Origin of the sequence: Niastella populi (assembly GCF_002078015.1) — a bacterium.
Lineage (GTDB): Bacteria > Bacteroidota > Bacteroidia > Chitinophagales > Chitinophagaceae > Niastella > Niastella populi.
Map to the genome: position 1 here is coordinate 25,991 of NZ_LWBP01000197.1, position 23,814 is coordinate 49,804.

15 protein-coding genes and 1 pseudogene are annotated in these 23,814 nt (G+C 49.1%); 5 read left to right on the forward strand and 11 right to left on the reverse strand.

Features of this window, described 5'->3' with window-relative positions; all coding sequences use genetic code 11:
- Window positions 1-16 precede the first annotated feature (16 nt).
- The 7 genes and pseudogenes from A4R26_RS21365 to A4R26_RS21390 form a co-directional block, all read right to left on the reverse strand.
- Entirely contained in the window at window positions 17-3,103 is a 3,087-nt protein-coding gene (locus A4R26_RS21365; RefSeq protein ID WP_081168228.1) for a SusC/RagA family TonB-linked outer membrane protein, read from the reverse strand.
- 34 nt (window positions 3,104-3,137) lie between these two features.
- Window positions 3,138-4,886 (reverse strand): RagB/SusD family nutrient uptake outer membrane protein, encoded by a 1,749-nt coding sequence (locus tag A4R26_RS21370; RefSeq protein WP_081168231.1) that lies wholly within the window; start codon window positions 4,884-4,886, stop codon window positions 3,138-3,140.
- Between the two features lie 5 nt (window positions 4,887-4,891).
- On the reverse strand, window positions 4,892-7,693 hold the full coding sequence (locus tag A4R26_RS21375) for a SusC/RagA family TonB-linked outer membrane protein (RefSeq protein WP_439330560.1): 2,802 nt from the start codon (window positions 7,691-7,693) through the stop codon (window positions 4,892-4,894).
- A gap of 111 nt (window positions 7,694-7,804) precedes the next feature.
- Window positions 7,805-8,086, reverse strand: a pseudogene (locus tag A4R26_RS36250) (carboxypeptidase-like regulatory domain-containing protein); the annotation flags it as partial.
- Window positions 8,087-8,110: 24 nt separating this feature from the next.
- The gene (locus tag A4R26_RS21380) at window positions 8,111-9,115 is read right to left on the reverse strand and encodes a DUF4961 domain-containing protein (protein ID WP_081168236.1); all 1,005 of its coding nucleotides are present in this window, start codon (window positions 9,113-9,115) and stop codon (window positions 8,111-8,113) included.
- Complete coding sequence (locus A4R26_RS21385) at window positions 9,116-9,538, reverse strand: DUF5004 domain-containing protein (protein ID WP_081168239.1); 423 nt, start codon at window positions 9,536-9,538, stop codon at window positions 9,116-9,118.
- Between the two features lie 13 nt (window positions 9,539-9,551).
- Window positions 9,552-11,297 (reverse strand): RagB/SusD family nutrient uptake outer membrane protein, encoded by a 1,746-nt coding sequence (locus A4R26_RS21390; protein ID WP_081168331.1) that lies wholly within the window; start codon window positions 11,295-11,297, stop codon window positions 9,552-9,554.
- Window positions 11,298-11,791: 494 nt separating this feature from the next.
- On the opposite strand from A4R26_RS21390, the gene A4R26_RS21395 reads away from it, so the two are divergent.
- The 4 genes from A4R26_RS21395 (at window position 11,792) to A4R26_RS21410 (ending at window position 18,691) form a co-directional block, all read left to right on the forward strand.
- A complete protein-coding gene (locus tag A4R26_RS21395) occupies window positions 11,792-12,835 on the forward strand; it encodes a prolipoprotein diacylglyceryl transferase (protein WP_081168242.1) in 1,044 nt (347 codons plus the stop codon).
- 84 nt (window positions 12,836-12,919) lie between these two features.
- A complete protein-coding gene (gene lnt, locus A4R26_RS21400) occupies window positions 12,920-14,377 on the forward strand; it encodes an apolipoprotein N-acyltransferase (RefSeq protein WP_081168246.1) in 1,458 nt (485 codons plus the stop codon).
- Window positions 14,374-16,299 carry a DUF5005 domain-containing protein gene (locus tag A4R26_RS21405; protein WP_081168249.1) on the forward strand — a complete coding sequence of 642 codons (1,926 nt, stop codon included), beginning with the start codon at window positions 14,374-14,376 and terminating at the stop codon, window positions 16,297-16,299. Before lnt ends, A4R26_RS21405 begins: the two co-directional genes overlap by 4 nt.
- Before the next feature lie 43 nt (window positions 16,300-16,342).
- Complete coding sequence (locus A4R26_RS21410; RefSeq protein WP_081168253.1) at window positions 16,343-18,691, forward strand: alpha-L-rhamnosidase-related protein; 2,349 nt, start codon at window positions 16,343-16,345, stop codon at window positions 18,689-18,691.
- A gap of 116 nt (window positions 18,692-18,807) precedes the next feature.
- Here the strand turns inward: A4R26_RS21410 and A4R26_RS21415 are convergent, their stop codons facing one another.
- The 3 genes from A4R26_RS21415 to A4R26_RS21425 form a co-directional block, all read right to left on the reverse strand.
- Complete coding sequence (locus A4R26_RS21415) at window positions 18,808-19,833, reverse strand: AI-2E family transporter (RefSeq protein WP_081168257.1); 1,026 nt, start codon at window positions 19,831-19,833, stop codon at window positions 18,808-18,810.
- 467 nt (window positions 19,834-20,300) lie between these two features.
- On the reverse strand, window positions 20,301-20,789 hold the full coding sequence (locus A4R26_RS21420; protein WP_081168260.1) for a BON domain-containing protein: 489 nt from the start codon (window positions 20,787-20,789) through the stop codon (window positions 20,301-20,303).
- 51 nt (window positions 20,790-20,840) lie between these two features.
- Window positions 20,841-21,284: a hypothetical protein gene (locus A4R26_RS21425; RefSeq protein WP_207625797.1), complete on the reverse strand. Its 444-nt coding sequence runs from the start codon at window positions 21,282-21,284 to the stop codon at window positions 20,841-20,843.
- A gap of 257 nt (window positions 21,285-21,541) precedes the next feature.
- Between A4R26_RS21425 and A4R26_RS21430 the strand changes: the two genes are divergently transcribed.
- On the forward strand, window positions 21,542-22,099 hold the full coding sequence (locus A4R26_RS21430; protein WP_081168264.1) for a YdeI/OmpD-associated family protein: 558 nt from the start codon (window positions 21,542-21,544) through the stop codon (window positions 22,097-22,099).
- A 49-nt stretch (window positions 22,100-22,148) separates the two neighbouring features.
- Here the strand turns inward: A4R26_RS21430 and A4R26_RS21435 are convergent, their stop codons facing one another.
- Complete coding sequence (locus A4R26_RS21435) at window positions 22,149-23,783, reverse strand: NADP-dependent glyceraldehyde-3-phosphate dehydrogenase (RefSeq protein WP_081168268.1); 1,635 nt, start codon at window positions 23,781-23,783, stop codon at window positions 22,149-22,151.
- Window positions 23,784-23,814: the final 31 nt, after the last annotated feature.

Below are 23,814 nucleotides of genomic sequence, written 5' to 3' on the forward strand. Positions count from 1 at the left end.
TTCCAGCCTTTCTTTTTTATAACCCTACCTGTAAACCGATATTGATCACGCGCTGCGACAGGTAGGCATCGCCCGCTGTATTGCTGGCCACCTCAGGGTCGGCCTGGTATTTTTTGCTGACGTTACTCCACGTAACGAGATTGTACGCGCTCAGGTATATGCGGCCGTTATTCATTTTTAACGGCAGCCAGCGGCGTGGTAAAATATAACTCAACTCCACGGTTTTCAGCCGAACATAGTGTGCATCGATCACCCAGAAATCGGAATTGTATGCACCGGGGCTATTGATGGTAGTGGGATTGCTGGTAAGCCGCGGAAACTCCGCAGCGCCTGCCGTTGCCGGCGTCCACCGTTTTTCATGCAGCGGTTGAAACTGCCCTTTGAACGGCTCTATGGCCGTACCCGTTAAACCGAGGCTATACCCGAACGCACCCTGGAAAAGCACGCTTGCATCAAAACCCTTGTAACCGATCTTTATCGGTAAACCTACTGTGGTATTAGGTAAATTGGGCCTGCCAATGGTGGTAATGTCGTTCTGATCGATAACGCCGTCGCCATTCTGATCTTTATATTTCAGGTCACCGGGTTGAATAGCTACCGCACCAACGGGTTTGGCCACTTTAGGATCGTTTACATCTTCTTCGCTGTAGAAACCCATGAACTGGTACCCGAATGGCTGGTTGATGGAATGACCGGTTGCCGCCAGCCAGGGATACCGCGGCGATGCTTCCGCCATATACAGGATCTTATTTTTTGCATACGACCAAACCAGCCCCACACTATAATGTACATTCCCGATCTTGTCGTGGAAATTAAATGTTTCTTCCCATCCCCTGTTCAAGGTGATACCCACATTGGTTGGCGAAACGCCTATACCGAGAATAAACGGTGTATTGCCGGGCGCCACCAGCTGATCGTACCGGCGCTCATGAAAATAATCGGCCGACAATGTTAGTTTATCATTGAACAAATTCACATCCAGCCCCACATCGAATTTCTTTGCCTTTTCCCAGGTAACGTTATTGTTGCCAAGTGCGCCTTCATAAATAGTTCCTGCGCCCTGGTTGGTTTGCCCGAAGCTGTATCCCCCACCCTGGTAGTATACCTGGTTATAGAGATATTGGTTTCCCGGCGCCACATCTGAACCCACTATACCATAAGTGGCACGCAACTTAAACAGGCCTACAGCCGGGAACAGTTTGCCGAAGAATTCTTCTTTTGCCATGTTCCAGCCAATACCCACCGCGGGAAAAAAGCCGTTTCTTTTGCTGGCCTGAAAACGGTCTGACCCATTGAATGCGCCATTGAAATCGATCAGGTATTTTTGTTTGTAGTCGTACCCTATCTTTAATGAATACCCGCGGTATTTATGCGGCACCTGTCCCACTACAGGAAAAATACCTGTTTGATCCATATCTATGCGGTAGCTTTCCTGGTTCCACAAAAACAAACCGGAAAAATGGTGATCGGCATCAAACACGCGATCATAGTTCAGGTAAACCTGCACATTGGTGCGCTGGTTGTCTAAATCTGTATTACCCAGTGTGCGGTAAGTAGCATAGGTATAACCACCGGTGCTTACGCCGGTATTCAGATGATAGCTTTCATCGCGCGGATCGTACCGGTAGGTTGGCGGAAAACCGCGGAACAATGTCAAATTGTTTTGCTGCACATTGGCGTAGGCTATACGGCCAATAAGCGATAAACCGCGGGTGATGTCATCGAGCTTTTCAGTAAAACCCAATAATACATTATAGTCTGTACGCCGGTCGCGTTTATACCCCTGCGTTGCCAGCTGCGCGTTGATGGTGGGTAACTGGTTTTGCGTATCGTATGCATAAGCCCAGCTACCGTCGGGGTTTATCAACGGGGCGGAATAGGGATGTATTTTGGAGAAATCGTAAATATTGCTGATCACATTCATGGCGTATGGCTGGTTGATATCGCCAAAACGAACGGTAGCGTCGAGACGAATACTGAGGTTCCTGGTTGCCTGAATATCCAGATTGGAACGCGCATTATACCGCCGGTAAAAATAATTGCTGTTCACCCCTTCTGAATTGGTGGAGAAATCGCGGATGCTGCCGTTTTGGGTGAATGCGCCGCCGGAGATAAAATACTTTATATGGCTGGTACCGCCGGAGATATCGAGGTTTGAATTCGCCTGTAAAGAATAAGGCCGGTTGATGGCATCATACCAGTTTACATTGGGATGACCGTACGGATCGCTGCCGGTTTTAAACGCATCCAGATCGGCCTGACTGAAGACAGGGGTAAGGCCGTCATTGGTATAAGCCTCGTTCACCAGTAACGCCGTATGATAAGAGTCGAGGAACTTCGGTGTTCTTACCGGCGCCTGCGCACCGCCTTCCAGCCGTACATTGAATTTTGGTTTGCCCGCTATGCCCCTGCGGGTAGTTACCACCAATACCCCATTGGCGCCTTTGATGCCATAGATAGCCGTAGTGCTGGCGTCTTTTAAAATGGAAATGCTTTCTATTTCATTTACGTTTATCTGCGCCAGCTGCGCGTAGGTATATTGAATATCGTCTACAACTATCAGCGGCTGGTTACCATCGGGGTTCAATGAGCTCACCCCCCGGATAAAATAATCGGAAGCATCTTTACCCGGCTGGCCCGAACGCTGCTGTGTAAAGAAGCCCGGCAGCTTACCTGCCAGTGCATTCTGTACACTGGAGGTTGGTACGTCGCGGATCTCATCGGCATTGATGGAACTTACAGAACCCGTATTGGTGATCCGTTTCTTTTTACCAAAACCCACTACTACCAGTTCTTCCATGCCCTGTACCGCTGGCTGCATGATCACTTCTACATGGTCATCTTTTTTCACGTTCACTTCCTGTTGCTGGTAATTCAGGTAAGAGATCACCAATACACCGGAAGTACCGCGTAATACAATCCTGAAGTGGCCGCGGTTATCGGCCGCCACTGCATTTCGCGACTGCTGTTTTTCGGTAACCGTTGCCCCCGCCAATGGACCATTGGCGTCTTTCACCGTACCCGTTATCACTCTTTCCTGTGCAAAGACCAGCCCGGGCAGTAAGAGAACAGCTATTGAAAAAAGAACGATAAGCTTGTTCATATAAAAAAATTAGATTGTTAGTATTGGAGAATTATTACCAAAGGGGATTTTGTTTCATTTGGTTGTTCTTTATCACTTCGCTGTAAGGAACGGGATACAGGTACATTTGCGGATCGCGGAAAACCGTTTTGAGCACCTGGATGGGATTATAAAAAAGTTGCCCGCTGCTCGACAACTGCAGATCGAGCCCGCGCAACGGCGCGTTGTTATATACCTCCGCCGCTATTTTCCAGCGCCGGAGATCCCAGTAACGCTGTTCTTCAAACGCCATCTCAACCCGGCGTTCATTGCGAATGAAATTGCGCATGTCCTGCTGGCTCATCCCCTGCGGCACGCCATACGTATTGCTGGCATCGGTTAAAATGCCGGCTCTTTTTCGCAATGCATACAAAACATTGTACACATCGGCTGATGGACCGGAAAATTCATTGAGCGCTTCGGCATAATTCAGCAGCACACCCGCATAGCGGTAATACACCCAGTCGTGGTACGTACCCGAATAAGAAGGCGGGTTGTTGCTCACGCTTTCAAATGCCCCCATGAATTTGCGCATGTAGTAGGATGTTTTTGTTTGCTGTACGGTACCACCGGGCCTGTCGAGCCCGCGGGCATAGGTTTGCACTGCCCGGTTCAACCACAAAGAACCATTGTGAAAAACCGTCAGCGATAACCTGGGGTCGCGGTGCGCATAGGGATCGTTGGGATTATAATGCGCTGCGGGGTCGGTGATGGCATAACCTGAATCGGAAGCAAAAGCATCTACCAGGTTTTGGGTAGGGCTGGTATTGCCATTTCCGCCGGCAGAGGTATAGCCAACCGGCGCATTCGCCGATTCTACCCCATTGGCCGGCGTACCGGTTTGCATCCAGCAGATGATCTCTGTATTGGAACCAACGGGCGCCGCCTGCGTGGTAAACACCTCGTTGAAGTTGGGCATGAGTTTATAATCGTCTTTATCGATGATGGCTTTGGCCGCATCGGCTGCCAGCTTCCAGCGATTGGGATCATAACTGGTATATCCGGTCAATGTATTGGCGGGGTCAATATTGCCGCCGTTGAACAAGGGACTGGCAGCATACAACAACACTTCGGCTTTGAGGGCCATGGCGGCGCCCTGTGTAATGCGACCATAGGTATTGGGGGTAACCATGGCGGCTGTACGCAGGCTGTCTTTTATATTATCGCATTCGCTCACTATATAATTCACACATTCGCTAAAACTGTTGCGTGGCAGTTGTACCTCATCTGTTATCTGGCGAATGGCATCACCCAGCAGCGGAACACCGCCATAGCGCTTTACCAGCTGAAAATATAACCAGGCCCTTAAAAAGCGGGCTTCGCTGCGGTAGGCTGCGCGCGCCGGCTGCCCATTGGGCAACTTTTCGATCATTGGCACGCGGTTGATGTATACGATAAAAACGGTGGCATTGCGAATGGCGGTATAATTACGCGCCCACATATCATCGGCATTGTTCATTGTAGCCGAATAGGCGCCCGTTGCCATTGCCTGCACCGCGGGAATGCCGGAAGCCGAAGCAACTGCATCATCAGATGCAGCATCGAGGTAATTACCGCCAATTCTGTTATGGCCGTTATAAAAAGTTTGCTGGTAGGTAGTGAGCAGGTAGGTCATGGCTTGTTTGCCCAGCGAGTCGCGGGGATCAAAAGCCAGGTCGAGCGTTATCTGTTGTCCCAGCGGAACAGATTCATAGGCTTTGCGGCAGGCACCAAACAGGCAGCCAACAAAACACCATACGATCATTTTATAAAGAAGTTGCTTCATGTTGGTTACAGTTTTACAGTGATACCGGTATTGATGACTTTTTGCATGGGATAATTCGGGAACGGCACTTCAGGATCGACGCCATCATAAGCCGCATGCGTAAACAGGTTTTGCGCATTGGCAAAGATCTTTATCCCCCGCAGTTTTATTTTCCTTAACCAGGTATAGGGAAGATTATATCCTATAGCCACATTTTTTACCCGGAGATAATTGCCATTGCGAAGAAAATACGAGCTCGACTGAAACAGCGGGGAATAATTGTACCCGCTGCCACCGGCCGTCAGCCGCGGATAGGTAGCTGTTGCACCATTCTCGGGGATCCAGCGGCCCAGCGCCGGTTCATACGCCTGTGAATAACCGTTGTTCTGTGCCTGAAAACCAGCATCGGTATAATTGTTCCCTACATATTGTTCGCGGTTGGCAACACCCTGCAGCAGGATGCTGGCCTCGATGCCTTTGAAATGGAAGCCCGCCGTAAACCCATAATAGATCATGGGCCGTTCTTTGCCCATGGGCGCTATATCGAACTGATCGATAACGCCGTCGCCGGTAAGGTCTTTATAGCGAATGTCACCTGCATGCGGCGTATAACCTGCAATAGTAGGTGCGCTGGCGGCTTCAGCTCCCGTTTGAAAAAGCCCGTCGGCAACCAGGCCATACCGCTGCCCAACGGGGTGGCCGGTACGTACATTCCATGAATTGGGTTGAAGCTGCTCATCCATGAAGATCACTTTAGACTGCTGTACAGCACCATTACCGGTGAAAAAATAATTGAGGGCGCCGATCCGGTCCTGCCACGTAAGCGTTAACTCGCCGCCTTCATATAAATTGATGCCGATGTTTTCTACCGGGTAAGATGAACCGATCAGCGCAATGCTGCGGCCTCTCGTTTGCATCACATCGGAATAGCGTTCGTGATAATAATCTGCCGTCAGCAACAGGCGGTTGTTAAGGAATGCCATATCAACCCCGGCATTCAGTTTATCGGCCTTTTCCCAGGTAGCGCTTACGTTGGCAAGCACCTGGCTGCCCGGCACACCCTGTTCAGCCAAACCGGCTCCATTGGGATAATTGTTGCCAATAGGATAAGTACCGGCCACCTGGGTAAAGTACTGGCGCCACATGTAATACCCGTAAATATCTATATTGGCATTCCCCGTACGGCCATAGGTAACCCGCCATTTCAACTGGTTCAGCCAACCTGAAAGCGATTGCATCCAGTTTTCTTTTGCCATGTTCCAGCCAAGGCCGCCGGCATAAAAAAGCCCATACCGGTTACCGGGGGCAAACCGGTCGTAGCCGCTGTAGTTCACAGCGCCTTCCGCAAAATATTTTTCTGCATAACTATAAGTAGCCTTCGCTGCAAAATTGGTAAGCGAAGAAGGGATATCGTAGTTCAGCAATACATTCTTTTGATCGAACAACAGCATACCGCCCACGTTGTGATCGCCGAACTGCCGGTTATAACCTGTTGACAGTTGCACAAAACGGTACCTGGCCCAGGATGTACCGGTGAAATTATTTACCTGGTTAATGGTACTGCCATACCGGTGATACGCCGTATCGCCTGAAGCCGAAATGGATTGCGAAAATACCGGCGCCTGTTTGCTGCGGTCCTGGTTGCTGGCTGTTTGTACCGATACATTGCCTTTTGCTTTTACCCACCAGCCTTTTACCCAGTTATCGAGTTTGTAACCGAGATCGAGGTTAACCATCACATCGCGCTGGTGATCGGTCATATAACCGGAAGCAATGGTTTGCGCCAGCAGGTTCTGTGTATAATTGGAAGTTCCGCCAAAAGACTTGTTTGCATTGTAAACGGGGTACGCATTGTTGGGGGTGGTCAACAGCCCCTGCAATATGGCTGCCGTAGTTGCCCCGGGCTGGGTGCCATCCTGTAAACGCCCGAAGAGTTGTAAGCCTACATTGAAATTCCTGTTAACGTCTATTTCGATCCTGGAATTGATCATATAGCGTTTCAGTTGCGCATTGGTGTTGTATGGGTTGGCATCATCGCTTACGAACATACCGTTCTGGTTCATATAGTTCAGGCCCACAACATAGCGGGCGGTGTTACCACCGCCGGTAACGTGCAGGTTGTAGCGGTTAAGGCTTGAATGATCGCGCAGAATGGTATTATACCAGTTTACATCGGGATGCCCTGCGGGATCGTTTTGATTACGATAAGCCGTAAAGTCCGCCGCGGTATAGGCAGGCGTTTTCCCGTCGTTCAGCAACGCCTCGTTCAGCAGGTAAGCGTACTGGTAAGCCGGCAATGGTTTGGGCAGTTGCAAAGGTGTTTGCACGCCCGTTTCTGCGGTAAAGGAAACGCGTGGGGCGCCCACTACCGGCTGCCGGGTAGTAACTATCAGGGCGCCGCGGGCGCTGTTCTGCCCCAGCATAATGGTCGACAACGCATCTTTCAATACGCTTACCGAACCAATGCTTTCGGGGTCGAGCGAATAAAACTCGCGTTGTACGCCGTCGATAACCACAATGGGGTGCTGGCCTAAACTCGCATTGTGCCCCCTGAGCTGAAGATTGAATTCGGTGTTGTCGGTTGGTCCGGCCCCGCTGTTATTATTAGGGATATTACCTACAAAGATGTCGCGCGAAGTCAAACTTCCCGTTAACGGTTTATAAAAACCACTGGTCTGGATCACATTCAATCCTGCCAGCCGGCCGGGCAATGCATAGGTATAGGATGATGCGGGTGTTGTGTGCAGCTCACCGGCCCCTGCCGTTGCAATGGAGCCCAGAAATGAACTGGCGCTGGTTGTACCATACAATACATTTAATGCGGGCACCGCTTTATCCTGTATATAAATGGTATCACCTGTAGTTGTTGTGTTGCTGTGCGGGGCAGGCGTTTGCCGCAGATGCCGGTGCGCCAGGCGTACGAACAGCGGCTGGCTGTTTTTCGCTTTTACCTCGGTAGTGTTATAACCGGGATATTCAATTACCAGTACGGCGCCGGGTGTGGCCGGTAATTCAAAAACGCCTTCTTTGTTGGTGAGCAAACCGTTTTTTTCGCCTTTGAGATGCACGAGAGCTCCCTGCACGGGATAACCGTAATCATCGACCACGGTTCCCCTGATGGAAGTTTGTGCCAGGCAGGTGTTCGGCAGTGCCATGAAACATAGCACTACCATTAGCACGCCGCCTGGTTTTACAATGTGTTTATATATGGAGAAGACCATAATTATAGATTAAGCAGTTAGTTGTTATTGGCATTTGAACGTATACATAAATGGCGTTGATCCGCCGGCATACCCTACCCTGGTGCCACCAGTGGCATCGGTGAAAAAATAACGCAGCCGGGTAAGATGCTGGTTATCGGCCAGGTTGAACAGTTTCCGCGGCCAGATATCTTTTTGCCATTTACTCAAACCCAGCGAAGTCATCTTCGTTGCATCGGTTTGTGTACAAACCGTAAGGCTGTCGCCGGTTGTAGTAATGCCCGCAATACACAGGTATACCTCTGAGGCATTGTCGAGCCCGGTTGACTGTACACCGCCGTCGAATGTGAGCGTTACAATGTCATTGTCGAGCGAAGTGCGCGGGTCAACAGTTGATATCTGCGGATTACAGAAATCGATCAGATCGCCCTGTCCGTTTACCTGCAAACAACCGGTGAACGACGCGGCATACCGGTCAGAGCTGCTTAGGCCATCGGTACTGTTGGCAACACAATACCCCGGTTTGAACAGGAGGTTATCGGTAGTTGTTTTGATCTTTATACTCACGGTGGCGTGGATGGTAGCATTGGCCACCACCGAATAGCTGGCGTTGGAATAGAACGCCACCCATTCGTAATCGGGCAGCAGGTTGCCGCCATTGCCTATTTTGGTTGCGAGCAGTGTTGGCCAGTCGAGCCCCCCGCCCTGCGGCGCCGGCGTTCCGGCCGGTATTACCGACATGCTTTGATCGCCCGAGGTAATGTCGCTGGTAAAAGTGATGGTGGCATTTTGCGCTGCCTTCCACACCTTTGGCACCAGCACGGCCACCATAAAGTTGGAGGTCTGGTTGTCGTTGGTTTCGATGGTTACGTTAAGGGTTACCGGTAAAATATCGCCGCCGTTCACACCGGAAGGCTGCACCACGCTATCGATGGTGATGGAACAACTCGCAATGATGAGCAACAGCAGGGCGCCGATGACCTTCCAGATGACACCGGCTGAAATTTTTCGTTTGCCCGATGGTTTATGTTGTACAGGTTGGTGTTGCATTTAATTCGCTTTTTGAAGGGTGTATTGATAGGTGTTCAAACTACAGCCCGAACTGAAAGTGATGATGAGGTTACGCTGTCCGCCGGTAACGGGAAACAGCAATGGCGATGTTTTCGCGCCGCTGTCTGCAGCCTGAAAGCTGAGGGTAAACGGGTACGCAGGATCATCAAAGGCCCATTTCCCATTACGGCTCACGATAAAGGGCACCGGGTTGTCGATAGTATAGGTGCTATCGGTAAAGCGGATCCTGAACGGCGAAAAATCGAACCGCGTAGTGAGGTCGGTACCGTTACGCGTGGCTTTAATGATCTGCCAGTTCCCTGAAATATCTTTACGGGGCTCAGACGGCGCAATAAGCATTTCGGGTTTACAGGCATAAAAGCCGGTGGAACACAGTGCAAGGAAAAAAAGTATGTATTTCATATGACTATCGCTGTTAGTATAAAGGATTCTGTAACAGTTCGGGTGATTTGGCTATTTCAGATAAAGGCAGGGGCCACAGATACATGGCTTTGGTAAAATTGTGTTTTCTTACCGGAAATGGTTTATATACAACCCCCGGTCCGCGATTCACTTCCATCCCATGCATGGTGGCGTTATCGGTTTGTTCGGCGATCATCCAGCGGCGCACATCCCAAAACCGGAAGCCTTCAAAGGCCAGTTCCAGCCTTCTTTCATGCTGAATTATGGCGCGCATCTGCTCACGGTTCAACCCAACCGGTAATTGAAAGGGGCGTAAGCCCGCGCGTTGCCTGATGGCTTCTATCGATTGGTATACTTCTGCCGTAGGCCCCGCAAACTCGTTGGTAGCTTCAGCGAAATTCAACACCACTTCTGCGTACCTGATAAGCGGCAGCACCCTGAGGGTATTACCAACACTGTTATTGATTACGTTGGGATCAACCATTTTATAGATGTACAACCCGGTGGGCGTGCCTTTATACACCGCATCGCCGCTGCTGGCCACAGCCGGGGTAACCGAGGTGTTGATGTAAAGTTGTACCGGAGAAGGCTGGTTGCTGCCAAAAGTTACCCGCAGCGTGGAGTCGTGAATGATAGAATATCCCAGCCGGGGATCGCGGTTGAGGTATGGATTATTGGGGTCGTACCCCGAACCCGGGTCGGTAATGTTCAACCCATTGCTCATGGGAAAAGCATCAACCATTTCCTGGTAAGGGAAAGAACCGCCCGAGCCGCCACGCGAAGGCACATCCCACAACGACTCGAGGTATTTGTTGTCGCCCATCATGCGGTTCAGGATATACTCGGTGTTATAGCGTTTGGTGAACAATGCCTGGAAACCAAAACCCAGCTCACCGGGCTTTGAAGTAGAGTCAACATACAACTGGTAGGCATTGAGCGCAATTACCGCCCTGGCGGCATCGGCTGCCAGTTTCCAGCGGTTGAGATCGGCATCGGGATAGGCAACAACGGGCGCCAAATCAGCATTGCCGCCGGCAAGGCCGCCATTATTAAATAAGGGGCTTGCGGCAAACAATAACAACCGGCACTTTACCGCCATACAGGCGCCTCTGCTTACCCGGCCATACTGCGAACCACTCCACGTAACCGGCAGCACTGCGCCGGCCGCATCGAGCTCAGCCAATACATAGTCTACACATTCGCGAAAGGTGTTGCGTTTTACATTGATGTTATCGGCCGATGTATAAATAGTATCGCCTATCAGCGGTACACCGCCATAGTGTTGCAACAGCATGGTATAATACCAGGCACGGAGAAAACGGGCCTCAGCGGTAACCTGGGTTTTCAGGGCGCTGTTAAAAGGGATGACGGGTATATGTTTCAGGAACTGGTTTACCGCGCGGATATTGGAATAACAGATGCGCCACGCATCGTTGGGAACAATGGTGGGGTTCACCGACCCGGTGGCAAACTGTATAAAACCGTTGGTGCTTGCGGCATTGGGGCCTTCGGCTTCATCACTGGCTGCTTCCAGCCCGGCCGCATAGCCGTTGCCCGCAAACCGGCGCGGGTCGGTAGCGAACCCGATATTTACATAAATATTATTAAGGAACTGCATGGCGTTCGAGCTGTCGGAGAAAGTGGTGTTCTCATCGAGACTGGTGGTTACCGTCTGATCGAGAAAACTCGTTTTCTTACAGGAAGAAAGAATAGCCGCCAACCCGGAAAACAGCAGTGCAGCAATAGCTAGTTTTTTCATCTGAAAATATTTATTGAATGTTGGCCAGATGGAACTTACCATGGCAAAATTTTCATTCCCCTGTGTGTGTTAATGAAAATTTTGCCATGGACGTTTCATTATTTAGCATGTTTAAGCCTGGAGTATGGTAAAATTGTACAGGTTTTTAGCCCGGTTTTGCAGAAAGTTTTTTTGAATTGAGGTAGAAAAAGACCTGATTGCAGGTGTTGAATTGATCAACCGACTTAAAAAATGATCCGGGTGGCAATACCCGCAGAGAGGGGTAAGAAAGTGTTGCGAAAAGTGATTCCGATTGATGCCCCGGTAGTGGCAGAATGATGATTGCAATCTCATATACAAGCAATTAGCATTTAAAAATGAATGTGATCAGGCGCTTTTGATATTGGCTTTTTATAAAAGGCATATCGTTGTAGCCTGAATAAATGTAGAAAGAAAAACCATTTTTTATATACTTTTCTGCCTGAGCAAAAACAAGCAATGTTATAATAGTACAAATGATTACACCTTTCGGACTTTTCCTTTTACTGGGTTTTGTGGCTGCTTACGTTACTTTCAGGCTCGAGTACCGGCGAAAGGAAGCTGAAGGTATTATCAAACCTTTTGCGGCGCCAACCCGTATCGTGCATCCGCTTTTGTGGGGGCTGGCGGGTTTTATTGCCGGCGCCAAACTCGTTTACTGGTGGCAGCATCGCTACCAGTATATTGGCACCCCGCAGGATTTTATCTTCTCTCTCCGGGGCAACCTTATTGCAGGCCTGGTGTGTGGCCTGGCGGTGTGGCTGATAGCCAAACGGCGGTCATCGCCCAAAACAGTGACCGAAGTAGTGCATCCCTACCAGTTGATGGATCGGCTGTTGTTGTATTGCGGGTTGTTTGGTTTTGCCGGGGCAGTTCTTTTTGCCAAACTCGAAGATGCGGCTGCACATAGATCGATCGTTGCCTTCAACGGACTTAATTATTATGGCGGGCTTATAGCGGGGGCGCTCACTTATTTATACATCAACAAACGGTATGGCATTCGAGCCGCCATTGCTGCGGATATCGGCAGCCCCGGTATGATGCTGGCCTATGCGGTTGGCCGGATAGGTTGTCATGTGGCCGGTGACGGCGACTGGGGTATTGTAAATGAACAAACGAAGCCCGTGTGGTTACCTGCCTGGTTATGGACTTCGCGTTATGCGCATAACAGTGCGCATCAGGGTATTTATATTCCCGGCTGCACCGGCAGTAACTGCACCATACTGCCTGAACCTGTTTACCCGACCCCATTATATGAGGCCATTATATGTTTCGGCCTGTTTTTACTGCTGTGGAAACTGCGCCGTTCAATAAAAATACCAGGAAATCTTTTTGCATATTTTGCCATCCTCAACGGTGTTGAACGATTTGCGATAGAATTTATCCGCGTCAATCCCCGCTATGCTATCGGCCCCTGGAATCTAAGCCAGGCACAGATTATCGCAGTAGGCTGGATGTTAACCGGCCTTACCGTGCTCCTGCTTTTCCAACGGAAAAACAGTAGTACTATTTTACCATAGCTCAAATTCCCGTTGATAAAAAAGTATTCAATTCCAGGTTAAGCACTTACTTTTAGCGTATACTTCACCGCTGATTGCCTGCTTATGAACCGTTACACACCAATATGGGGAGCCATTGCTTCGGGCCTGTGCCTGTTTATAGCCATGCAGTACACGGTGTTTTTCCTGGCCTGGCTGGCGTTGGTTCCGGTATTGATCCCTTTGTTCAATCGTTCTTCGCTTACGCCTTTTCGTGCCGGTTTGTTCTTGGGCGGAACAATTGCCTGCCTTGCTTTTGCCTGGATGATCGCGGGCATTCATGCTTTTACCGGGTTAGCATCGGGTTATGGCATAGCGCTTTTCCTTTTATGTGCAGTGTTGTTTGCCGGCGGTTGTGCGGTGGTGTTATGGCTGTCGTTCAGGATACCACATCCTTTATTTATTGCAGCCGGATGGACGCTGGCAGAAATGGCCTTGCAATGGGCGGCCGGCGGGTTGCCGTGGTTTCTTTTGCATGCCGGCAATGCGGTGTCGGCCAACCTGTATGCCATTCAGCCGGCAGCTGTAACAGGCGTTGCAGGCCTCAGCTTTGTGATAGTATGGGTGAACGCGCTTATTGCAAAGGCAATAGCCGGTCGCAGCTACAAACAATTATGGCTTCCCGGCGCCCTGTTCATTGGCTATTTATGCTGGGGCTGGCTGCTGTTGTATTTATTTGAGCGCTCAGAAAACAACCACCCGCAGCAGCCATTTAAACTGGCCATTCTGCAACAAAACATTCCGCCCGAAATACAGTGGAACCAAACCAATGGCAATGCGCTGGTGCAACAACTGCTGCAACAGGAACGGCAGTGCATAGCCCAACAACCCAATATGATCCTGTGGTCTGAATCGGCCATCCCCTGGACGTATTCGCCCGATGACGATCTTATAAAAGAACTGATGCACAACTCAGCGCCGGCCAACATTTCGCATATACTGGGGATGAATACCGCTATTACCGGTGATGTTGTTTGTAATTCTGCTTATTGTTTACTACCCGGTGGCCGGGCCGCCGGCCGTTATGATAAAACAACCCCATTGCTGTTTATAGAACAACCCTGGCAGGGCTGGCTGCTGCCTTTCTTTTCGGCCAACGGTTATTCGGTACAACCCGGCAAAAACAACCTGCCGCTTGCAACGCCTTATGGAAAAGCGGGTGTCCTTATTTGTAATGAATCGGCCCTGCCGGCTGCGGCAGCTGCCACAGTTCGGCAGGGCGCGCAATTCCTGTTGAACTTAAGCAACGACGGCTGGTTCAGAGATACCTGGCTGGTGAACAGTCATTTTTATAATGCACGGTTGCGGGCAGTGGAAACCCGGAAAGACCTTGCCATCAATAGCAATAATGGACGAAGCGGTCTGGTAAGCGCATCGGGCCGCATCAGCGAAGAAACGCTTGTTAGGATTCGCCCCAATACCGTTCAACCCGTTGCCGTGCGTTACCCGCTGCTGCCAGCCTGTATTTGTATACTCAGTTTACTCTTTACCATAGTCATAAACCAGAAAACCAAATTAACATGAGATCAAAACGATTACTTGCCTTATGTGTGTTGCTGTTTGCCATCAGCAGCCAGGTTACTGCCAGCTTTAGCCAGGCGCACTGGCGCTGGCGTAAAGACAACGCCTCAGAAAAAAATGCTACCTGGCTTAGTCCGCAGGACTTCCCCTCTACCCTGCCTTTTGTTGCGGGAGAGCCGATACGCCTTCGTTTGGAGGTATATAACAGTCTGGGCAATACCGAGACCGGCGTGGTGAACCTGCAATACCAGCGGGGCAGTGGCGGCTGGACCACTATTAGCAACACCAGTGCCGGCAGGGATTTTGTAATAGCAGGTTCCAGCCCGTTTGTAACGGACAAACAGCCTACCACTTTACAGATCCGCGATGACGGCGCAGGCACTTTTACGGGCGGAAAGGTGCTGGTAAGTACCTGGCAATTTACCGATACCATCAATGCAGGCACCCGAAAAGAATATGAATGGTGCATTAAACCCACTAATTCCCTATCGAGAGACAGTACGTATCAGTTTCGGCTGACATTTACCGGTACCCAGGATGCATTGGAGTATGTTTCGCCGGTACCTGTAATGATGTACCGCGCCAACACCACCATTCCCGGTAATGCGGGTATTTATAAAGATCCGCAGGTAACCGCTTTCTTCGACAGAAAAAGCGGCTGGATCGCCAGTGATGGCGCACTCACCATTCCGCTCTCAGACGGACGTGTGCTTTGGGCCATGAACGATAGTTATATCGATCACCTCGATACGGTGGCCGGTACCATTCCCTGTCTTTTCCAGGTACGCAATGCGGCGCTTGTTCAACCGCTGGGAAACTGGAACTGGACAGCTACCAGCACCCGCATTGGCAGCGCGCCGGGCATACCGAGCCTGTTCAAGAACAATACCGATGACAACTACCTGTTGTGGCCAACCGGAGGTTATCAATGGGGCGATACGGTGTATGTGTACAACAGCAATATCAAAAACTCAAACGAAGGACTTGGTTTTACCAGGGGCGGTAACGACTTCATTGGTAAAATGGTAATGCCCGGTTTAAATGTAACCGGCTTCGACGCCCTGCCAGATTTCAACGATATCACGTTTGGAGTAGGTTTTCATACCACCGAACCGGGGAATTATATTTATACCTGGGGCATACAGGGTGCGTTTATTACCAGCAATATTGTAGTGGCGCGTTTTCCCAAAAACAATCCCCGTGCCCCCTGGCAATTCTGGAACGGCGCGGTCTGGGATACTGCCGTTTCACATATTGCGCCCATTACCACAGGCGCCAGCAATGGCGTTTATGTAGCCAAAGTACGTAATAAATATGTGGCGCTTAGCACCGAATTCAGTGTGAACTGCGATGCCGGCACCCGTATTTATGTGGCAACGAGCAACAGCATTACGGGGCCGTTCACCAATAAAAAAGTATTATATACCATACCGGATAACGAATTAGGGCATACGCCTTTCTTTTATGCGCCGGCCCTTCACCCTGAGTATATCAATTCAAATAACGAGATCCTTATCACGTACGATATCAATACCTATAGTAACTGCCTGCCCCATTGCATCAACAACGGGTTCAACCCCGATTACTATCGCCCGCGCGGCATCAGAGTGCCCTTGCAACTGATCGATTCAGGCATTGCTGTAACCGGATCGTATAACCGGTTCCACGCCAATCGCTGCAGGTTACTGGTTTATCCCAACCCGGTGCGTTCCCGAATCACTGCAGCGCTGGAAGGGTTCAGGGGGCGGCAGGCAAATGTGATTTTGCGTAATACAAGGGGCCAGGTAGTTTATACAAACAGGATGGCTATCAGCCATTCTTCCACTATAAATATCAATGTACCCAAAGGATTACCGCAAGGCACATATGTGCTGCAGGTAAGTAACGAAGAATACCACCAGGTTACCAAAGTATTGCTTCAATGAACTACCAATAACAAACATAGATCCCGAACATTAAATTAAATAAATGAACCGCCTGTTCTCCATCATCACATTCGTAACCCTTTTTTTTAACCCAACCGGTAAGGCCACACCCCTGCCCGCCAGCTGGAATGCCAGCTGGATTGCTGCGCCGGGTGATGACGGACGGGAATACGGCGTATATTATTTTCGAAAACAGCTTGAGCTGGCAGCCAGGCCGGCCAGTTTCATCGTTCATGTTTCGGCCGACAACAGGTATAAATTATATGTAAACGATAGCCTGGTTTCGCTTGGTCCAACAAGAGGCGACCTGTATAACTGGAATTATGAAACGGTTGACCTGGCGCCCTTTTTATTGGCAGGAAAAAATATAGTAGCAGCCATTGTATGGAATGAAGCCAGTCACCGGCCCGAAGCCCAGATGAGTTTCCGTACGGCGTTTATTATACAGGGCAACGCTGGCGCAGAAGAAAAACTCAACACCAACAACAGCTGGAAATGCAAACGCGACCTCGCTTACCAGCCTATAGGCGGATTTTTTGCAGCAAGCGTTGGTGAACTGGTTGACAGAAACAAAACGGTCAATCACTGGACAGCCGCCGGCTTTGATGACAGTGCATGGCCGCTTGCGAATAAACTGATCGATGGCCAGCCCAAAGGTTTATCGGATGGGTTTGGGTGGATGCTGGTGCCTTCACCTTTGCCGCCCCGGGAAATGACGTACCAGCGGATCCCGGTTGTACGGAAGGTCACCGGCATACCAATTCCTGCAGGCTTCCCGGCAGTAAAAACCGTGGTGACCATACCTGCAAATACAACGGCCACTTTACTACTCGATCAAACGTTTTTGACGAATGCCTATGTAACGATGCGTTTCAGCAAAGGGAAAAATGCAGGTATCTCTTTGCGTTATGCAGAATCGATGGTGGTTGAATTCAACCAATACGGCGCCCGGAAGGGCAACAGGAATGAGATTGAAGGAAAGCTCTTTTCGGGGCGAAAAGACAGCCTGGTATCCGACGGCACCAATGACCAGGTTTATACCAACCTGAACTTCCGCACCTTCCGGTATATTCAGTTGCTGGTGCAAACGCAAAACGAACCGCTTACCATCGATGATCTCTATGGCACCTTTACGGGATATCCTTTTCAGGAGCCGGCCCGTTTTGTTACCGGTGATACGGGCATCGACAAGATCCTTGACATTGGCTGGCGCACGGCCCGCTTAAATGCGTGGGAGACGTATATGGACTGCCCCTATTACGAGCAGCTGCAATACATTGGCGATACGCGGGTACAGGCGATGATCACCTATTACAACAGCAGTGATAACCGGTTGCCCCGTAACGCTATTGAACTCATTGACCATTCGCGGTTGCCAGACGGCGTTACGCTTAGCCGTTACCCATCGAAAGGCACGCAGATCATTTCTACCTTTTCGTTATGGTATATTGGCATGTTGCACGACTACTGGTGGTACCGCGGCGACAGCGCGTTCATCGCCGACAAGCTACCGGGCGCAAGAGCCATTCTTGATTTCTTCGGCAAATACCAGGAAGCCGATGGCTCATTAAAAAATACGCCGTACTGGACCTTTGTCGACTGGGCCAATGGACCCAACTGGTCAGTAGGTTCACCACCCAAAGGAACAGATGGCAGTTCAGCTATTCTCGACCTGCAGCTGTTGTGGGCTTACCAATGGGCCGCTGCTTTGGAAAGCAAAATGGGACTGGAATACTACAGCAACTCTTATCTGAAAAAAGCAGCGCAGCTAAAACAAACCATCCAGCGTAAATACTGGAATGTGCGGCGTGGAATGTATGCCGATACCAGGGAACAGAACAGTTTTTCGCAGCATGCCAATTCACTGGCCATTCTTACCGGCGTGATAAATAAAGATGGCATGAGCACGTTGGCCAAACGCACGCTGGCCGACACAACGTTGACACAATGCACCATCTACTTTAAATATTACCAGCACCAGGCGCTGGTGAAGGCAGGTTTGGGCAACGGGTATATGAACTGGTTAGATATCTGGTATAAGAACATAGCGGCCGGTTTAACCACCTGGACGGAGGACAGTAATATTGACTATACCCGAAGTGATTGCCATGCCTGGGGCAGTAGTCCGAACATCGAGTTCTTCAGAACGGTATTGGGTATAGACAGCGATGCGCCGGGTTTTGGTACAATCAGGATAGAACCGCACCCTGGAAAACTCACGAAGCTGGCCGGTGAAATGCCGCATCCCAATGGAAAGATCGTTGTAAGTTACCAGTTGGAAAATGGTAAATGGACGATGCGCATTCAATTGCCGGCCCGCACATCGGGCAAATTTATCTGGAAAGGAAAAGTGTATGCGCTGGAGGCGGGGGAAAATAAATTAATGATTTGAAATCAAAGCCGGGCAGAAGTGTAAAAAAAGGCGCCCGTCTCCGGTTGCACTATTAACTTTGCGGGCTGCAGCTTAGATGCGGAGAATGCTTTCCCTACTGTCGAAATTAAATTGGGTCATTTGTCCTGTTTTTTAACGTATAATTCCCCTATCACTGTCATTAGAATAAGTATTAAAGGAGTTGCCACAATCAGCCCCCATCCTCCGGTAAGAACGCCCATCATTAGCTGCGCAATTATAATGAGTGCGGGCGGAATACTGATCAATCGTTTTTGAATCTGCGGGGTAATGAAATTGCTTTCGAGCACCTGCACCAGAATGTACAGTCCTGCTACCAACGCAGCAGTCACGGGGCCTTGCGTAAAGCCCACAAGTACGGCCGGGATCAGGGCAATTAAAGGACCAAAATTCGGTATGAAATTTAGAAGGCCCGCTATTAAAGCAAGTGCAAAGGCCATGGGCATCCCAATTATCAGTAATCCAACAAGCGTTAGGATGGCTACAACAAGCATAGCCAGCAATTTCCCTTTCAACCACTTGGTAAGGCGAAAACCAACCAAATTGAGAATGTGTTCAGCGCCGGGTTTTGCACTTGAAGGCATCAACTTTAAAAAGCCTGACAGGTATGGGGTTGGAGATGCCGTAAAAAATAATCCCAGAAATAAAACCACATACATGTCACCTAAAACACCAAATGTGCTCCTGAAAAATGACTTGATTAATAACGACATCTTTTGCATATTGTCTTCGGAGGAAACTCTTTGTATTATTTGCCTGCCAATTGAGCTATTATTGAGATATTGCTTTACGTTATCAATGGTTGCGGGCAAAGTTTTGGTCAGTTCATCAATTTGCTGCCCGACCTTATTACCCGCAAAAGCAAAAAATAGCGTCAGCAAAAGAAACGATATTACAACCGCAAGTAGCAAACTCCACTTTTTTGCAATATGCAACTTCCTATGGATCAACCCGCTCAATCCATGGAAATAAAGAGCAATCAAGGCTCCGGCCAGGATCAGCAACAACACATTGAAGGTGACTTTTATGATCCATAACAGCACAACTACAAAAGCCCCAATGACAACGACTGTCCATGCTTTTTGTTTAAATTGCAGTAGGTTGTCTGGTGGCTCTTTTATCATATACTTCGGTTATCGGTATTGACAGGTTTTTACCCGTCAAATTTCTCATTACGCATCTGCCATTACTATTCATGGCGATCCGTCACATGTACCGGGCGGTGCATTCGCGTTTAACGTACAGCTTTGAATATTGTGTAATTTTAACGACATGCAAACCTGTGGCCTCGCAGGACTACCTTGTTTTTTGGCTAAATAAACCATGCCCGCCTTTGGCGCAAGTGTTTTGCAGCGGTCATAAGGTAATCTGTAAATGCTTCCTCCCACGCAGTTCATACAAACCCAAATAAAAAAAATAGGGGAATTTTGGCTACAGGTGCAAAAAATTCAGCATATCGTTGAGCTGTTGCCGCTACGGTAAAAATCCCCTTGAAAATGTTCATATTTCGACATATACGGGAAAGACGCAAGAAGTTTTTAATTTAAAAACACACCCAAAAACCGATACCATGAGACAGAAAATTAAACGATTATTTAACTACCAACTGATTATCAATTTTTTTCGCGTTTAAGGCGCTTAACTCGTTCATCAGGGGTTGTAGTTGCGCCCGTTCAATTTGCCCTCTTAATACTATCACACCGGCAGCTACATCGGCCTGCACACCGGCGTACTTACTTATGGTTTCCTGAACGGAGCTTCGCAAAGTGTAATCCGTTTCATCAGCTACTTCCCTGACATTATTTACAACATCCTTTACCCCTGCAATGTTGCGAACAAGGGCAGCCGCACTGTCGGCGCAGTTCTCACCCTGGCATTCGCCGTTCAGGGTCACTACGCCATCTTTGACAACCGGATTAATTTTCGGATACTTTTTACTGCTTTCCGTTTCAGACATTTTTTCGGACAAATTCTTTTGTATCTGCTCATCGCTTTGACTGTTTGAGCATGCCGCCAGAAGAAAACAAGTCAATAACGGTAGCGTCCAACCTGATCTGTATTGCGTGTATCTGGGTCTCATACCTGATATTTTAATTATTTAAAAAGTTGTGGATTAACATATACCATACATTCAGAGCGAATGTGTGTTCAATACAACATAAGAGCCGGGATACTCGATATTGGCCCTGTCTTCCGCTGTTATGAAAATGCGGGTAGGTTTGAATGGCGAAACCGCTTCCATAGATGCTTTGAGCGTGTTTGAAAACATACCACTGGATGTTTTTAGCTGTCCCAGGTTTTGAGTTCCTTTCCCAGCTGTCTCAATCCATACAACATACACCGACTTTGGCGGCTGCAGGCGGGCAGGGTCAGCCAGGTGTTTGATATCAATCTTGATAGAATGGTTACCATTGTTATCCTTCTTCATCTTTACAGTTCCCTGGGCTGCCGGCACCACACTGGACGTATCAAAACGGATCTTCCGGGCGCAGGATCCAACTAAAACACAAACAACGAACAATGCTGCAGCACACCGAAAAAACCCTCCCTTTGTAGATAATATTGTATTCATCATTACATCTTTATTTACAGTTGTTGCAATAATTACACCGCCCGGCATGTAAAGTCACCAGCAATAACGAGGCGGGAACGGATGGACATTAAATGCGCAGATAGATACACACAATTCTTTCAAAAAATGAAAAAGGGCAGCCGGGGAAACACAAATACCACCCGGCCTAAGGTTCGCAACAACAGAAAACCCGACAAACGTTTATATCCTGACATAGGGCTGTCACTCCCCTGTCTTAAGTTTGTAGTACAAACTTTCCCATGCCCGTTAAAGAAATAGAAACTTTTTACCCTGCCAGCCGGCAGGAATGGCGCCGGTGGTTAAAAGCTAACCACGCAAAAAAGCAGTCGGTCAACCTGATCATGTATAAAAAAGAAAGTAACATGCCCACGATCAGTTGGAGTGAAGCGGTAGATGAGGCTTTGTGTTTTGGCTGGATTGACAGTACGAGAAGACCGCTCGAAAATGAGAAATTCAAACAGCTGTTCAGCCGGCGAAAACCAGGCAGCACCTGGTCGAAGATCAATAAAGAAAAGGTGAAGCAGTTGATTGAAAAGGGGCTAATGACAAAAGCGGGCTTGGATTGTATAGAGCGGGCAAAACGAAATGGCTCCTGGACTATACTAGACGATGTGGAAGAATTATTAATACCGAAGGACCTGGAGAAAGCATTTAAGTTACGGCCCGGTTCCAAAAAACATTTTTTAAGCCTGAGCAAATCCGTAAGAAAGTTTTACCTGGCGCAGCTTGTACTTGCCAAACGGCCTGAGACGCGCGCGAAGCGGATTGAAACAATAGTGAACCTTGCCGGTTCGTGAACAAAAATGCCGCTCCTGTAAACCCGAAGCGGCATTTTACCTGTTTGTATCAGAAGATATAATCAGTGCTCAGGAAATTCGACTCATGGTCGCGCACAATAGTATTGAACAGGGTTTTTGTTGATTCTGTAACCTTTGCCGCCACCAGTGAGCGGATGGAGAATGAGCGAAGCGCATCGAATACGGAAAGTGTTCCCTCTGCGCTGTCCTTTCTTCCCGTGAATGGAAAAACATCGGGTGAGCGCTGCGCCTGGCAGTTGATGTTAACCCGGCTAACGAGGTTTACAAACGAGTCGATCAGTTTCGCTACCTCGGCAGGTTCCTCACTGAAAATACTTACCTGCATTCCATGTGAAGCGTTCACCTGGTAGTTTATCGGTTCGTCGATAGATTCAAACGGCACTACCGGTACAATGGGACCGAATTGTTCTTCGTGATACAATTTCATTTGTTCATTTACCGGATACACTACTGCCGGGAATACGAAGGACGCTTCCTGAAAACCACCGTTCTCATTAAGCACTTTAGCGCCTTTGGAAACAGCATCATCGATACATGCTTTCAGATAAGCGGGTTTATTATCTTCAGGCAGCGGCGTTATTCTTACCCCGTTTTCCCAGGGCAGGCCGGGTTTAAGGGCAGCCACGGCAGCAGACAGCTTTTCAGTAAATTCAGCTGCTACTTCTTTTTGCACAAAGATCAGCTTCAGGGCGGTGCATCGTTGTCCGTTAAAACTAAGCGCCCCTAAAATACATTCGTTCACCGCCACGTCGATATTGGCATGTTTTGTAACAATAGCGGCATTTTTAGCATCGAGGCTCAGGATGGCGCGTAAGCGGTTTACTTTGGGATGCAGTTTTTTCAACCCGTTTGCCACCTTGCTTGAACCGATAAACGCCAGCACATTCACTTTGCCGCTTTCCATAATGGGCGAAATGATCTCCGAACCTTTACCGTACAACGTATTTACCGTTCCCTTCGGGAAGGCTTCCTTGAACGCATTCAATAAGGGATAATGCGCCAGCACGCCGTGTTTGGGTAATTTGAAAAGTATGGTATTGCCCATAATGAGGGCGGGAATAAGCGTGGTGAAGATCTCGTTCAACGGGTAATTGAACGGTCCCATGCTCAGTACAACGCCCAGCGGTGCTCTTCTGATCTGGGCAATGGTGCCTTCCGCCTGTTGAAAACGCGACGATTCGCGGTCGAGGTCTTTCAATGCGCCGATAGTATCGTTGATGTAGTCAACCGTACGATCGAACTCCTTGGTGGCATCGGCCAGCGTTTTTCCTATTTCCCACATCAGCAGTCTGATCACCACCTCGCGTTGCTGGATCATAAGGTATACAAACTGTTGCATACATTTTATTCGTGCTTCTACCGGCATGGTAGGCCATTCGCCCAATCCATTATCATAGGCAGCCACAGCTGCGTCCAACGCTTCCATGGTTTCTTTTGCGGTAGTATTGGGTATGCTGCCAAGCAGTTTTTTGGTCAATCCGTTGGGAGTGGGTATGCAAACGGGGGAATAAACATTGGTGACCGGTCCGTTCCACGGCACCAGCGCACCGTTCAATAAATATTCCCGCTGATGGATCTCGGCGATCCTGTAAGTGTCGGGTATGCTGGTTTCTTCTTTAAATATTACGGGAAAGGAACCCCGGTTTGAAATCGGTTGGTGCATGAAATGATGATTTACTGATGCAATAAAATTA

Coding starts and splice junctions, on each gene's coding strand:
- A4R26_RS21390 (WP_081168331.1), bottom strand. CDS start 11,297: ATGAAAAAACTAGCTATTGCTGCACTGCTGTTTTCCGGGTTGGCGGCT.
- A4R26_RS21425 (WP_207625797.1), bottom strand. CDS start 21,284: ATGATGAATACAATATTATCTACAAAGGGAGGGTTTTTTCGGTGTGCT.
- A4R26_RS21420 (WP_081168260.1), bottom strand. CDS start 20,789: ATGAGACCCAGATACACGCAATACAGATCAGGTTGGACGCTACCGTTA.
- A4R26_RS21405 (WP_081168249.1), top strand. CDS start 14,374: ATGAGATCAAAACGATTACTTGCCTTATGTGTGTTGCTGTTTGCCATC.
- A4R26_RS21370 (WP_081168231.1), bottom strand. CDS start 4,886: ATGAAGCAACTTCTTTATAAAATGATCGTATGGTGTTTTGTTGGCTGC.
- A4R26_RS21385 (WP_081168239.1), bottom strand. CDS start 9,538: ATGAAATACATACTTTTTTTCCTTGCACTGTGTTCCACCGGCTTTTAT.
- A4R26_RS21365 (WP_081168228.1), bottom strand. CDS start 3,103: ATGAACAAGCTTATCGTTCTTTTTTCAATAGCTGTTCTCTTACTGCCC.
- A4R26_RS21415 (WP_081168257.1), bottom strand. CDS start 19,833: ATGATAAAAGAGCCACCAGACAACCTACTGCAATTTAAACAAAAAGCA.
- lnt (WP_081168246.1), top strand. CDS start 12,920: ATGAACCGTTACACACCAATATGGGGAGCCATTGCTTCGGGCCTGTGC.
- A4R26_RS21435 (WP_081168268.1), bottom strand. CDS start 23,783: ATGCACCAACCGATTTCAAACCGGGGTTCCTTTCCCGTAATATTTAAA.
- A4R26_RS21395 (WP_081168242.1), top strand. CDS start 11,792: ATGATTACACCTTTCGGACTTTTCCTTTTACTGGGTTTTGTGGCTGCT.
- A4R26_RS21430 (WP_081168264.1), top strand. CDS start 21,542: ATGCCCGTTAAAGAAATAGAAACTTTTTACCCTGCCAGCCGGCAGGAA.
- A4R26_RS21410 (WP_081168253.1), top strand. CDS start 16,343: ATGAACCGCCTGTTCTCCATCATCACATTCGTAACCCTTTTTTTTAAC.
- A4R26_RS21380 (WP_081168236.1), bottom strand. CDS start 9,115: ATGCAACACCAACCTGTACAACATAAACCATCGGGCAAACGAAAAATT.